This is a genomic window from Bacillus sp. PK6-025, from assembly GCF_056530265.1.
In genome coordinates, this window is sequence record NZ_CP096509.1 from 118,782 (window position 1) to 132,448 (window position 13,667).

Sequence of the window (13,667 nt, forward strand, 5' to 3'; positions counted from 1 at the left end):
GTATAATATTTCTATCTACGTGCGGTCGGGGGGATCGGAGTGAACTTACAAAACAACCAGGGAAAATTCAGCAAAGAACAGTTCAGCAAAGAACGTTTTTGCCAGTTGGAAGACGAGCAGGTCATTGAAATGGTTCATGTCGGAGACAGTGATGCGTTAGATTACTTGATTACAAAGTACCGTAATTTTGTAAGGGCAAAAGCAAGATCCTACTTCTTAATCGGGGCTGATCGGGAAGATATCGTTCAGGAAGGCATGATTGGACTCTACAAATCTATCCGTGATTTTAGAGAGGACAAGCTGACTTCATTCAAAGCTTTTGCAGAATTATGCATTACCCGCCAAATTATTACCGCTATCAAAACAGCTACTCGCCAGAAACATATTCCGCTCAATTCTTATGTGTCGCTGGACAAGCCCATTTATGACGAGGAATCAGACCGGACGCTTCTCGACGTGATTTCCGGAGCCAAGGTCATGAATCCTGAAGAGCTGATCATCAATCAGGAAGAATTCGATGATATCGAGCTGAAAATGGGAGAATTGCTTAGTGATTTAGAAAGAAAAGTTCTTGCGCTCTATCTCGACGGAAGATCCTATCAGGAAATATCCGAAGAACTAAACCGCCATGTAAAATCGATCGATAATGCGCTTCAGCGTGTCAAAAGAAAGCTTGAAAAGTACCTGGAGCTCCGCGAAATCAGCTTGTAGCCAATGCTTATGGCATATTGACAGTCATTTTATGACTGTGATATGTTACTTAGGAAAATGATCGTCCAGAAAAAGGTGTAAACATGAAGAAAAAAGTAACGTTAGCCTGCAAAAATTGCGGAAGTCGTAATTATACGACAATGAAAAGCTCCGCAGCTTTGGCTGAACGGCTCGAAGTAAAGAAATACTGCAATAACTGCAATTCACATACAGTACATCTGGAAACAAAATAGGCGTTTTTGTTTTTAGGTTGTGGAGGTTTCTTACCATGGGTATTATCAAATTTTTAAAGAATGTCGGAAAAGAAATGAAAAAGGTCACCTGGCCTAAAGGAAAAGAACTAACGCGCTATACGATCACTGTTATCACCACCGTTATCTTTTTCGCTATCTTTTTTGCACTCATCGATTCGGGTATTACGCAATTAATTCGTTTAATAGTTGAATAATGATCAGCATAACGTGTTATAATAGATCTAAATATGACTTGCCAAAAAACCCGTTTAACGGGTTTTTTCATTGTTTCAAAATATGAGGCTCGTATAAAAGAAAGTGTCAGTTTCCCGGTACGGCCAAAAACTTTTAAGGTGTGGGGAGGGAAGGACTGAAAGGGTCCTGAATGAGAATGGAAAAGAAATGGTATGTGGTTCATACGTACTCCGGCTATGAAAATAAAGTAAAGGCGAATTTGGAAAAACGGGTGGAATCGATGGGGATGCAGGATAAGATATTCCGCGTCGTTGTACCTGAAGAGGAAGAAACCGATATTAAAAACGGCAAGAAAAAAGTCGTTAAAAAGAAAGTATTCCCTGGGTATGTACTTGTCGAACTAGTCATGACGGATGATTCCTGGTATGTTGTTCGAAATACGCCTGGCGTGACCGGGTTTGTCGGTTCAGCCGGATCAGGTTCAAAGCCGACTGCGCTGCTTCCGGGCGAAGCGGAAAAAATTCTGAAGCGGATGGGGCTTGAAGAAAGAAAAACAGAAATCGACTTTGAATTAAAAGAAACCGTCAAGGTGATCGACGGCCCGTTTGCTGATTTCACAGGGACGATCGAAGAGATCGACCACGACAAAAATAAAGTCAAAGTATTCGTTAATATGTTCGGAAGAGAGACCCCGGTTGAGCTCGAATTTACTCAAGTTGACAAATTGTAATGGAAAAGCGCTTGAAATCACTATATAAAAGTGATAATATACAAAGGTGCGTCTTGGCAAAAAGGTCAAGGCAGCTAGCTTGATATTTTCATCATTCATATAAAGAATGAGACCTTGAGTGGGAGGGTTCACCCTATTACCACATCACGGACTTAAGGAGGTGTGTCTCGTGGCTAAAAAAGTAGTTAAAGTTGTAAAATTGCAAATTCCTGCTGGAAAAGCGAATCCAGCTCCGCCAGTTGGTCCTGCATTGGGTCAAGCCGGTGTTAACATCATGGGATTCTGTAAGGAGTTTAACGCTCGTACATCTGACCAAGCTGGTCTGATCATTCCTGTAGAAATTTCGGTTTACGAAGACCGTTCATTTACATTTATCACAAAAACTCCGCCTGCTGCTGTATTGCTTAAAAAAGCGGCTGGAATTGAGTCAGGTTCTGGTGAGCCTAACCGTAATAAAGTCGCAACCGTTAAACGCGATAAAGTACGTGAAATCGCCGAAACAAAAATGCCTGACTTAAATGCGGCAGATGTTGAAGCGGCTATGCGTATGGTTGAAGGAACTGCCCGCAGTATGGGTATTGTGATCGAAGACTAAGTTTTGTCTCTTTGCTGGGTTGCGAGTTTGGATCAGACAAGTTCGCAACCCTTATTCGTGGGAGGTTATTCCGCTAAAACCACTAAGGAGGAAATTTTAAAATGGCTAAAAAAGGTAAAAAATACGTCGAAGCTGCCAAGCTTGTAGAGCGTACAAAAGCTTACGACGTAAACGAAGCGATTGAGCTTGTGAAAAAAACAAACACAGCTAAATTCGATGCCACTGTTGAAGCGGCATTCCGTTTAGGTGTTGACCCTCGTAAAAACGACCAGCAAATCCGCGGTGCAGTTGTACTTCCAAACGGAACAGGCAAAACTCAGCGCGTTCTTGTTTTCGCTAAGGGCGAAAAAGCGAAAGAAGCAGAAGCTGCTGGTGCAGACTACGTAGGCGATTCTGATTACATCAACAAAATTCAGCAAGGCTGGTTTGATTTTGATGTAATCGTTGCGACTCCTGATATGATGGGTGAAGTCGGTAAAATCGGACGCGTGCTTGGACCAAAAGGTCTTATGCCAAACCCTAAAACAGGAACGGTTACTTTCGAAGTTGAAAAAGCAGTCAACGAAATCAAAGCTGGTAAAGTTGAATACCGCGTTGATAAAGCAGGAAACATCCACGTTCCAATCGGAAAAGTGTCATTCGAAGAAGGCAAGCTTGTAGAAAACTTCGCGACAATGTACGACACAATTTTGAAAGCGAAACCTGCTGCTGCTAAAGGTGTATACGTGAAAAACGTTTCTGTTACATCTACAATGGGACCTGGAATCAAAGTGGACCCTTCAACTTTCAACGTAAAATAATATTGACTTTTGATAAGACGTTCTGATATAATTCAAAACGTTGTAAAAATAAAATATGTCCATTTATACCGTAGACAGTAGGTGCCGATAAGGCTTAATCTCCTACCGAGGTGTATATATATCACAGCTCTAGCGTTACGTATGCTTGTATATACAGCCTCCATGTCGAATGGAGGCTTTTTATATGGAAGATGTCGTTAAAGAACGTGATCACCGAACGGTATAAGTGTTACACAGATGAATCTTACAGGAGGTGTAACCATGAGCAGCGCAATTGAAACAAAAAAAGTTGTTGTTGAAGAAATTACTTCTAAACTGAAAGAAAGTAAATCAACGATCATCGTTGACTATCGCGGCCTTAACGTAGCTGAAGTAACAGAACTTCGTAAACAGCTTCGCGAAGCTAACGTTGAGTTCAAAGTGTACAAAAACACGATGACTCGCCGTGCGGTTGAACAAGCTGAACTTGATGGTTTGAACGATTTCTTAACAGGACCGAATGCGATTGCATTCAGCACTGAAGATGTTGTCGCTCCAGCTAAAGTTCTTAACGAGTTTGCTAAAAAGCACGAAGCTCTTGAAATCAAAGCGGGCGTAATCGAAGGCAAAGTATCTACAGTTGAAGAAGTGAAAGCTCTTGCTGAACTTCCATCTCGCGAAGGCTTGCTTTCTATGTTGCTTAGCGTACTTCAAGCTCCAGTTCGCAACCTTGCTCTTGCAACTAAAGCTGTTGCAGAACAAAAGGAAGAACAAGGCGCTTAATAGCATCAGTATCTAAAAAATAAAACAAAATGGAGGAATTACAAATGGCTTTAAATATCGAAGAAATCATTGCTTCCGTTAAAGAAGCAACTGTACTTGAATTGAACGACTTAGTAAAAGCAATCGAAGAAGAATTTGGCGTAACTGCTGCTGCTCCTGTAGCTGTAGCTGGCGGAGCTGCTGCAGGCGGTGCTGCTGAAGAAAAAACTGAATTTGATCTTGTTCTTGCTGGTGCAGGAGATCAAAAAATCAAAGTTATCAAAGTTGTTCGTGAAATCACTGGTCTTGGCTTGAAAGAAGCTAAAGAACTTGTTGACAACACTCCAAAACCTCTTAAAGAAGGTATTGCGAAAGAAGAAGCTGAAGAGCTTAAAGCTAAACTTGAAGAAGTTGGCGCTTCTGTAGAAGTTAAGTAATCTTCACCTAATCTTTAGGGGAAAGCTCGCTTTTAAAAGCGGGCTTTTTCTTTGCTAATTAATTGTAGTCCCTTCCGCATAAGATACGCCATCTTGTTTCAAGATATCTGGAGAGTTCACCAACTGAGGAGGTTCTGTGATGACTGACCATTATTATTCGGAAAAACCTTCAGCAAAAAGCAGCAGATCAACGTGGGCATTTCGCTTGAGAAACCGGACGTTTACTTTTATCAGCGACAGCGGAGTTTTTTCAAAAAGAGAAGTGGACTTTGGCTCAAGGCTGCTGATTGAAGCTTTCCGGGAACCGGATACAGAAGGTGATTTTTTGGATGTAGGCTGCGGCTATGGCCCGATTGGTCTTTCGCTTGCTGCGGATTTCGAAGATCGAATGGTTCACATGATCGATGTTAATGAAAGAGCTGTCGAACTTTCGAAGGAAAACGCGTTAAATAATCAGATCGACAACACAAAGATCTATCAGAGTGATCTGTTTGCCAACGTCGAACCTGCAAAAAAATTCGCTTCTATTATTACTAATCCCCCCATACGCGCCGGGAAAAAAACTGTGCACGCCATCTTTGAAAAAAGCGCTGAACATTTGCGGCCTTCAGGAGAGCTGTGGGTCGTCATTCAGAAAAAACAAGGCGGGCCTTCTGCCATTGAAAAATTAAAAGAACTTTTTGCGGACGTTGAAGTCGTTCACAAAAAGAAAGGGTACTATATCATCAAAGCAAAAAAAGTTTGACTCGGATTTTCAGCTATGTTAATATTATAAAATGCCAATGTATATATTTTGCTGCTGTTTTTAAGAAACGCCTAGGTTTGTATAAAATATACATTTTTGGGAACACTAATAAAATCGGTATTTTGTTTTTGGATGTGGTTTTCTAAATTAGAAACCCTTTTTTCTTTTGTCTTGTAAAAGTATTTCTTACATATTTGCGGAAGAAATGCTTGTTACACATATATTACGCATGATTTGAGGGGTGAATCAGTTGACAGGTCAACTAGTTCAGTATGGACGACACCGCCAGCGCAGAAGCTATGCACGCATTAGCGAAGTGTTAGAATTACCAAATCTCATTGAAATTCAAACCTCTTCTTATCAGTGGTTTCTTGATGAGGGTCTTAGAGAGATGTTTCAAGACATATCGCCAATTGAGGATTTCACTGGTAACCTCTCTCTGGAATTTATCGACTACAGCTTGGGCGAGCCTAAGTATCCGGTAGAAGAATCAAAAGAGCGCGACGTGACCTACTCAGCTCCGCTGCGTGTTAAAGTCCGCTTAATCAACAAAGAGACCGGTGAAGTAAAGGATCAGGATGTCTTCATGGGTGATTTCCCTATTATGACAGACACTGGAACCTTTATTATCAACGGTGCGGAACGGGTCATTGTATCTCAGCTCGTTCGTTCTCCAAGTGTATATTTTAGTGGTAAAGTAGACAAAAACGGTAAGAAAGGTTTTACCGCGACTGTCATTCCAAACCGTGGCGCATGGTTAGAATACGAGACTGATGCGAAAGATGTTGTTTATGTACGCATCGATCGCACACGTAAGTTGCCGGTTACGGTTCTTTTGCGTGCTCTTGGCTTCGGATCTGACCAAGAGATCATTGATCTCATCGGTGAAAACGAGTATTTGCGCAATACGCTTGATAAAGATAATACGGAAAACACCGATAAAGCGCTTCTTGAAATCTACGAGCGTCTTCGTCCAGGAGAGCCGCCTACAGTAGAAAACGCAAAAAGCCTGCTTGATTCAAGGTTCTTTGATCCGAAAAGATATGACCTTGCAAGTGTAGGACGTTATAAAATTAATAAAAAGCTTCACATCAAAAACAGACTGTTTAATCAGCGGCTTGCTGAAACGCTGATCGATCCTGAAACAGGCGAAATTCTTGCCGAAAAAGGCGCGATTTTAGACAGAAGAACGCTTGACAAAGTCCTGCCTTACCTTGAAAACGGAATCGGTTTTAAAAAGCTGTATCCGAACGGCGGAGTTGTTGAAGATGAAGTGACGCTTCAGTCTATTAAAATCTATGCCCCGACAGATCAAGAAGGGGAGCAGACAATCAATGTGATTGGAAATGCTTATATTGAAGAAGGCGTTAAAAATATTACACCTTCTGATATTATCTCTTCCATCAGCTATTTCTTTAACCTGCTTCACGGAGTGGGCGATACCGACGATATCGACCATTTAGGAAACCGCCGTCTCCGTTCAGTGGGAGAGCTTCTGCAAAACCAATTCCGTATCGGTTTAAGCAGAATGGAGCGTGTTGTTCGTGAAAGAATGTCTATTCAAGATACAAACACGATCACGCCACAGCAGCTGATCAATATTCGCCCTGTCATTGCATCAATCAAAGAGTTTTTCGGAAGCTCGCAGCTTTCTCAGTTTATGGATCAGACGAATCCGCTTGCTGAGCTGACGCATAAGCGCCGTCTGTCAGCGCTTGGACCGGGCGGTTTGACCCGTGAGCGTGCCGGAATGGAAGTCCGTGACGTTCACTATTCCCACTACGGCCGGATGTGTCCGATTGAAACTCCTGAGGGTCCAAACATCGGTTTGATCAACTCGCTTTCTTCATTCGCGAAAGTGAACCGTTTCGGCTTCATCGAAACGCCGTATCGCCGCGTTGACCCTGAGACTGGAAAAGTAACGCCGAGAATCGATTACTTGACAGCTGATGAAGAAGACAACTATGTCGTTGCCCAGGCTAACGCACGTCTGAATGATGACGGATCTTTTGTGGATGACAGCATCGTCGCCCGTTTCAGAGGGGAGAACACCGTTGTTCCGAAAGACCGCGTCGACTATATGGACGTTTCGCCTAAACAGGTTGTCTCTGCCGCGACTGCATGTATTCCATTCTTGGAAAACGATGACTCAAACCGCGCCCTAATGGGAGCGAACATGCAACGGCAGGCTGTACCTCTTATGCAGCCTGAATCTCCGATCGTCGGAACCGGAATGGAGTATGTATCTGCAAAAGACTCCGGTGCCGCTGTTATTTGCCGCCATCCTGGAATCGTTGAACGGGTGGAAGCGAAAAACATCTGGGTGCGCCGTTATGAAGAAGTCGACGGCCAGAAAGTCAAAGGAAACCTTGATAAATACAGCCTGCTGAAGTTTGTTCGTTCCAACCAGGGAACTTGCTACAACCAGCGTCCGATCGTAAGCGTCGGTGATGAGGTTGTAAAAGGTGAAATTTTAGCTGACGGTCCGTCTATGGAAAAAGGTGAGCTTGCCCTTGGACGCAACGTCATGGTCGGCTTTATGACATGGGATGGCTACAACTACGAGGATGCCATCATCATGAGCGAACGCCTTGTAAAAGACGACGTATACACGTCTATTCATATTGAGGAATACGAATCAGAGGCCCGGGATACAAAACTCGGACCTGAAGAAATTACACGTGATATTCCAAACGTCGGTGAAGACGCTCTTCGCAATCTCGATGAACGCGGAATTATCCGTGTCGGTGCTGAAGTAAAAGACGGAGATCTTCTTGTTGGTAAAGTAACGCCTAAAGGTGTTACAGAGCTTACTGCAGAAGAGCGCCTGCTTCACGCCATCTTCGGCGAAAAAGCGCGTGAAGTCCGCGATACGTCGCTGCGTGTGCCTCACGGAGGCGGCGGTATCATCCTTGATGTAAAAGTGTTCAACCGCGAAGACGGAGACGAACTGCCTCCGGGCGTTAACCAGCTCGTCCGCGTTTACATCGTTCAGAAGCGTAAAATTTCTGAAGGGGACAAAATGGCCGGACGCCACGGGAACAAAGGTGTTATTTCGAAAATCCTTCCTGAGGAAGATATGCCGTATCTGCCTGACGGAACACCGATTGACATCATGTTAAACCCGCTGGGCGTACCATCGCGTATGAACATCGGGCAGGTGTTGGAGCTGCACCTTGGTATGGCTGCACGCCGTCTCGGTCTGCATGTCGCGTCGCCGGTATTTGACGGTGCCCGCGAAGAAGATGTGTGGGAAACGCTTGAAGAAGCCGGCATGTCAAGGGACGCAAAGACAGTCCTTTACGACGGCCGAACTGGGGAGCCGTTTGACAACCGGGTGTCTGTCGGCATCATGTACATGATCAAATTGGCTCACATGGTTGACGACAAATTGCACGCGCGTTCTACAGGTCCTTACTCACTCGTTACCCAGCAGCCTCTCGGAGGTAAAGCGCAGTTCGGTGGACAGCGTTTTGGAGAGATGGAAGTTTGGGCGCTTGAAGCTTACGGTGCAGCATATACACTTCAAGAAATCCTGACTGTTAAATCGGATGATGTCGTAGGCCGTGTGAAAACATACGAAGCCATCGTAAAAGGCGACAATGTTCCAGAACCTGGTGTTCCGGAATCGTTCAAAGTATTGATCAAAGAGCTTCAAAGCTTAGGTATGGACGTCAAAATCCTATCAAGCGACGAAGAAGAAATCGAAATGAGAGACTTGGAAGACGACGAAGACGCGAAACAAAACGAAGGGCTTTCTCTGCCGAATGATGAAGAGTCTGAAGAATTCGTTTCTGCTGACGCAGAGCGCGATGTCGTCACAAAAGAATAAACGAATTTTATACGCAAGTGACAGGGTATAACCCGAAGATAAAAAGGGAGGTAGGCCCCTTGCTGGATGTGAACAATTTTGAGTATATGAACATCGGTCTCGCTTCACCTGACAAAATCCGTTCATGGTCTTACGGAGAAGTGAAAAAGCCTGAAACAATCAACTATCGTACTTTGAAACCTGAAAAAGATGGTCTATTCTGCGAGCGCATTTTCGGTCCTCAAAAGGACTGGGAATGCCACTGCGGAAAGTACAAGCGGGTTCGTTATAAAGGCGTAGTCTGCGACCGTTGTGGAGTTGAAGTAACCCGGGCTAAAGTCCGTCGTGAGAGAATGGGGCATATCGAGCTGGCAGCCCCTGTTTCTCACATCTGGTATTTTAAAGGAATCCCGAGCCGTATGGGTCTTGTGCTGGATATGTCTCCGCGCGCATTGGAAGAAGTCATTTACTTTGCTTCTTATGTCGTAACAGATCCGGCCAATACACCGCTTGAGAAAAAACAGCTTCTTTCTGAAAAAGAGTACCGGGCGTACCTTGATAAATACGGAAATAAATTCCAGGCATCAATGGGTGCTGAAGCGATTCATAAGCTCCTTCAAGATATCGACCTCGATAAAGAAGTGGATATGCTGAAAGAAGAGCTTAAAACGTCACAAGGACAGCGCCGCACACGTGCGATCAAACGCTTGGAAGTATTGGAAGCATTCCGCAACTCCGGAAATAAGCCGTCCTGGATGATCCTCGACGTTCTTCCGGTCATTCCGCCTGAGCTGAGACCGATGGTACAGCTTGACGGTGGACGTTTTGCAACTTCCGATCTGAACGATTTGTACCGCCGTGTCATCAACCGTAACAATCGTTTAAAACGTCTTTTGGATCTTGGAGCGCCAAGCATTATCGTTCAAAACGAAAAGCGCATGCTTCAAGAAGCCGTGGACGCGCTGATCGATAACGGACGCAGAGGCCGTCCTGTTACAGGTCCGGGAAACAGACCGTTAAAATCCCTTTCTCACATGCTGAAAGGTAAACAAGGCCGTTTCCGTCAAAACCTTCTCGGTAAACGTGTTGACTACTCAGGCCGTTCGGTTATCGTCGTAGGTCCGAACCTGAAAATGTATCAATGCGGTCTTCCGAAAGAAATGGCGCTGGAACTGTTCAAGCCATTCGTCATGAAAGAGCTTGTTGAAAAAGGTCTTGCCCACAACATTAAGAGTGCGAAGCGTAAAATTGAGCGCGTTCAGCCGGAAGTCTGGGATGTCCTTGAATCAGTTATCAAAGAACACCCTGTGCTTCTCAACCGTGCACCTACGCTTCACAGATTAGGTATTCAAGCGTTTGAACCAACGCTTGTCGAAGGCCGTGCCATCCGTCTTCATCCGCTTGTATGTACGGCATACAACGCTGACTTTGACGGTGACCAAATGGCGGTTCACGTTCCTTTATCAGCAGAAGCGCAAGCTGAGGCGCGCATCTTGATGCTTGCCGCACAAAACATCCTGAACCCTAAAGACGGAAAACCGGTCGTTACGCCGTCTCAGGATATGGTGCTTGGAAACTACTATCTGACGCTAGAACGCCCAGGCGCAGTCGGCGAAGGTATGGTTTTCAAAGATACGGATGAAGCGCTTCTTGCGTATCAAAACGGATATGTTCATTTGCATACGAGAGTAGCCGTTGCGGTTAACTCCCTGAAAAATGAAACATTTACCGAAGAACAGCGTTCCAAGCTGCTCGTTACAACTGTCGGAAAACTGATCTTCAACGAGATTCTTCCGCCGTCGTTCCCATACATGAACGAACCGACGAAGAGCAACATTGAAGAAAAAACACCTGACCGTTTCTTCTTGGATTACGGTGCAGATGTTAAAGAAGCCATTAAGAACCAGGAAATCAACCAGCCGTTCAAAAAAGGCATTTTGGGTAAAATCATTGCGGAGATCTTCAAAAGATTCCATATTACAGAAACATCAAAAATGCTTGACCGCATGAAAAACCTTGGATTTAAATATTCGACAAAAGCCGGAATTACGGTCGGTGTTTCCGATATCGTCGTATTGGACGACAAACAGGAAATCCTTGAAGAAGCGCAAGGAAAAGTTGATAACGTCATGAAGCAGTTCAGACGTGGTCTGATTACTGAAGAAGAGCGTTATGAACGGGTCATTTCCATCTGGAGTGCAGCTAAAGATACGATCCAAGGCAAGCTGATGAAATCCCTGGATGAAATCAACCCGATCTACATGATGAGTGATTCCGGAGCCCGGGGTAACGCATCAAACTTTACGCAGCTTGCGGGTATGCGCGGTCTGATGGCCAACCCGGCTGGACGGATCATCGAACTTCCGATCAAGTCAAGCTTCCGCGAAGGTTTAACGGTACTCGAGTACTTTATCTCTACTCACGGTGCGCGTAAAGGTCTTGCGGATACGGCTCTGAAGACAGCCGACTCAGGTTACCTGACACGCCGTCTCGTAGACGTAGCCCAAGACGTCATCATTCGTGAGACTGACTGCGGCACAGACCGAGGTATTCTTGCCAAAGCCATCACGGAAGGCACAGAAGTGATCGAGCGTCTTGAAGAGCGTCTTGTCGGCCGATTCGCGAGAAAACCTGTTAAACATCCGGAAACAGGTGAAGTGCTTGTGGATGAAAACGAGCTGATCGACGAAGATAAAGCGCTCGAAATTGTCGAAGCAGGCATTGAAGAAGTGTGGATCCGCTCCGCATTTACATGTAATACGTCACATGGTGTATGTAAACGATGCTACGGCCGCAACCTGGCAACAGGAACCGACGTCGAAGTCGGGGAAGCAGTCGGAATCATCGCTGCCCAGTCCATTGGTGAGCCGGGTACACAGTTAACAATGCGTACCTTCCATACGGGCGGGGTTGCCGGAGACGATATTACACAAGGTTTGCCGCGTATCCAGGAATTGTTTGAAGCGCGAAACCCTAAAGGTCAAGCGACGATCTCTGAAATTGACGGTGTCGTAGCTGAAATCAATGAAGTGCGTGACAAACAGCAGGAAATCGTCGTTCAGGGCGAAGTCGAAAGCCGTTCATATACGGCGCCTTACAACGCGCGCCTGAAAGTCACTGAAGGAGAGAAAATTTCCCGTGGCCAGGTGCTGACAGAAGGTTCGGTTGATCCGAAAGAGCTTCTGAAAGTTACTGACATCACGACGGTGCAAGAATACCTCCTTCATGAAGTGCAGAAGGTTTATCGTATGCAAGGGGTTGAAATCGGGGATAAGCACGTCGAGGTTATGGTTCGCCAGATGCTTCGCAAAGTGCGTGTCATCGATGCCGGCGACACGGAAGTGCTGCCAGGCACGCTGCTCGATATTCACCAGTTTACCGAAGCGAACAAAAAAGTTCTGCTCGGAGGCAAACGCCCTGCAACAGGCCGTCCGGTGCTTCTCGGTATCACCAAAGCATCGCTTGAAACGGATTCCTTCCTGTCTGCCGCGTCATTCCAGGAAACAACACGTGTCCTGACAGATGCAGCAATCAAAGGAAAACGCGATGAGCTTCTCGGCCTGAAAGAGAATGTTATCATCGGTAAGCTTGTTCCTGCTGGAACGGGTATGCTGAACTACCGTAAAGTGAAGCCGGTATTGCAAGTCCAATCATCTGATGAAATGGTTCCGGCTGAATAAATAAAAAAATCCTAAAGAAGGATGTCACTAAAAATTGTCATCATGTGTTGACATCCTTCTTTCAGGATGATAATATAACCAAGGTGCTCAATTTAAACCTGTTACTTTGGAGGATATATGATGTCTTATGATAAAGTATCACAGGCTCAATCTATTATTATCGGTACGAAGCAGACAGTCAAAGCGCTGAAGCGCAATTCTGTTAAGGAAGTCGTCGTAGCAAAAGACGCTGATCCTTTTCTGACGTCAGATGTTATTAACCTGGCAAATGAACAAGGGATTCCCGTCTCAATGGCAGAGTCCATGAAAAAGCTCGGCAAAGCCTGCGGAATTGAAGTCGGAGCTGCAGCTGTTGCCATTATTCAATAACGTACTCGTTGTTTTTGCTTTTATGCAAAGGCATTGTTTTTTGCTTTTAAATGAACCACCTGGGTATGTGGGTTATAAAACATGATGAAGGGAGGAATTACAAAATGCCTACAATTAATCAGCTAGTCCGCAAAGGACGCGTAAGCAAAGTTGAAAATTCTAAGTCTCCAGCACTTAACAAAGGATACAACAGCTTCAAGAAAGAGCACACTAACGTATCTTCACCACAAAAACGCGGAGTATGTACTCGTGTCGGTACAATGACACCGAAGAAGCCGAACTCGGCGCTTCGTAAATATGCCCGTGTTCGTTTAACTAACGGAATCGAGGTTACGGCCTACATTCCTGGTATCGGACACAACCTGCAAGAGCACAGTGTCGTATTGATCCGCGGTGGACGTGTAAAAGACTTACCGGGGGTACGCTACCACATCGTGCGTGGCGCGCTTGATACTGCCGGAGTTGAAAACCGTGCACAAGGCCGTTCTAAATACGGTACAAAACGTCCTAAGAAAAAATAATTCCGTTTAAATACAAATAAAAGGGTTTTTAAAAGCAAGGAGTTCTGGCAATGCTGTTAAGGGCATCAGGCTTTTCGCGCCTAGCGCTGGTTTGATCCC

The 13,667-nt window shown here is 45.0% G+C and carries 13 protein-coding genes and 1 other annotated feature; all 13 genes read left to right on the top strand.

Annotated features, from left to right (window positions below; all coding sequences use genetic code 11):
- Positions 1–39 precede the first annotated feature (39 nt).
- The 13 genes from sigH (at position 40) to rpsL (ending at position 13,568) form a co-directional block, all read left to right on the top strand.
- Positions 40–711 (top strand): RNA polymerase sporulation sigma factor SigH, encoded by a 672-nt coding sequence (gene sigH / locus M1D67_RS00650; RefSeq protein WP_003178288.1) that lies wholly within the window; start codon positions 40–42, stop codon positions 709–711.
- Positions 712–794: 83 nt separating this feature from the next.
- Complete coding sequence (gene rpmG / locus M1D67_RS00655; protein ID WP_020449849.1) at positions 795–944, top strand: 50S ribosomal protein L33; 150 nt, start codon at positions 795–797, stop codon at positions 942–944.
- 35 nt (positions 945–979) lie between these two features.
- Entirely contained in the window at positions 980–1,159 is a 180-nt protein-coding gene (secE, locus tag M1D67_RS00660) for a preprotein translocase subunit SecE (protein ID WP_003178291.1), read from the top strand.
- A 176-nt stretch (positions 1,160–1,335) separates the two neighbouring features.
- On the top strand, positions 1,336–1,869 hold the full coding sequence (gene nusG, locus M1D67_RS00665; RefSeq protein ID WP_003178298.1) for a transcription termination/antitermination protein NusG: 534 nt from the start codon (positions 1,336–1,338) through the stop codon (positions 1,867–1,869).
- A gap of 169 nt (positions 1,870–2,038) precedes the next feature.
- On the top strand, positions 2,039–2,464 hold the full coding sequence (gene rplK / locus M1D67_RS00670; protein ID WP_003178300.1) for a 50S ribosomal protein L11: 426 nt from the start codon (positions 2,039–2,041) through the stop codon (positions 2,462–2,464).
- Between the two features lie 101 nt (positions 2,465–2,565).
- Positions 2,566–3,264, top strand: coding sequence for a 50S ribosomal protein L1 (gene rplA, locus M1D67_RS00675; RefSeq protein ID WP_020449850.1), 699 nt, complete (start codon positions 2,566–2,568; stop codon positions 3,262–3,264).
- Between the two features lie 50 nt (positions 3,265–3,314).
- Positions 3,315–3,456 (top strand) — a sequence feature (ribosomal protein L10 leader region).
- A gap of 69 nt (positions 3,457–3,525) precedes the next feature.
- Positions 3,526–4,026, top strand: a complete 501-nt coding sequence (rplJ, locus tag M1D67_RS00680) for a 50S ribosomal protein L10 (protein ID WP_003178304.1) — start codon at positions 3,526–3,528, stop codon at positions 4,024–4,026.
- Between the two features lie 44 nt (positions 4,027–4,070).
- Positions 4,071–4,442: a 50S ribosomal protein L7/L12 gene (gene rplL / locus M1D67_RS00685; protein ID WP_003178305.1), complete on the top strand. Its 372-nt coding sequence runs from the start codon at positions 4,071–4,073 to the stop codon at positions 4,440–4,442.
- Positions 4,443–4,581: 139 nt separating this feature from the next.
- A complete protein-coding gene (locus M1D67_RS00690; protein WP_020449851.1) occupies positions 4,582–5,187 on the top strand; it encodes a class I SAM-dependent methyltransferase in 606 nt (201 codons plus the stop codon).
- A 250-nt stretch (positions 5,188–5,437) separates the two neighbouring features.
- Positions 5,438–9,019, top strand: a complete 3,582-nt coding sequence (gene rpoB / locus M1D67_RS00695; RefSeq protein WP_020449852.1) for a DNA-directed RNA polymerase subunit beta — start codon at positions 5,438–5,440, stop codon at positions 9,017–9,019.
- A 59-nt stretch (positions 9,020–9,078) separates the two neighbouring features.
- Positions 9,079–12,678, top strand: coding sequence for a DNA-directed RNA polymerase subunit beta' (gene rpoC / locus M1D67_RS00700; protein WP_020449853.1), 3,600 nt, complete (start codon positions 9,079–9,081; stop codon positions 12,676–12,678).
- A gap of 120 nt (positions 12,679–12,798) precedes the next feature.
- Positions 12,799–13,047 (top strand): 50S ribosomal protein L7ae-like protein, encoded by a 249-nt coding sequence (locus tag M1D67_RS00705; protein WP_023855916.1) that lies wholly within the window; start codon positions 12,799–12,801, stop codon positions 13,045–13,047.
- 104 nt (positions 13,048–13,151) lie between these two features.
- Positions 13,152–13,568 carry a 30S ribosomal protein S12 gene (rpsL, locus tag M1D67_RS00710; RefSeq protein ID WP_020449855.1) on the top strand — a complete coding sequence of 139 codons (417 nt, stop codon included), beginning with the start codon at positions 13,152–13,154 and terminating at the stop codon, positions 13,566–13,568.
- Positions 13,569–13,667: the final 99 nt, after the last annotated feature.

Coding starts and splice junctions, on each gene's coding strand:
- rpmG (WP_020449849.1), top strand. CDS start 795: ATGAAGAAAAAAGTAACGTTAGCCTGCAAAAATTGCGGAAGTCGTAAT.
- secE (WP_003178291.1), top strand. CDS start 980: ATGGGTATTATCAAATTTTTAAAGAATGTCGGAAAAGAAATGAAAAAG.
- nusG (WP_003178298.1), top strand. CDS start 1,336: ATGGAAAAGAAATGGTATGTGGTTCATACGTACTCCGGCTATGAAAAT.
- rplA (WP_020449850.1), top strand. CDS start 2,566: ATGGCTAAAAAAGGTAAAAAATACGTCGAAGCTGCCAAGCTTGTAGAG.
- rplJ (WP_003178304.1), top strand. CDS start 3,526: ATGAGCAGCGCAATTGAAACAAAAAAAGTTGTTGTTGAAGAAATTACT.
- rplL (WP_003178305.1), top strand. CDS start 4,071: ATGGCTTTAAATATCGAAGAAATCATTGCTTCCGTTAAAGAAGCAACT.
- M1D67_RS00690 (WP_020449851.1), top strand. CDS start 4,582: ATGACTGACCATTATTATTCGGAAAAACCTTCAGCAAAAAGCAGCAGA.
- M1D67_RS00705 (WP_023855916.1), top strand. CDS start 12,799: ATGTCTTATGATAAAGTATCACAGGCTCAATCTATTATTATCGGTACG.
- rpsL (WP_020449855.1), top strand. CDS start 13,152: ATGCCTACAATTAATCAGCTAGTCCGCAAAGGACGCGTAAGCAAAGTT.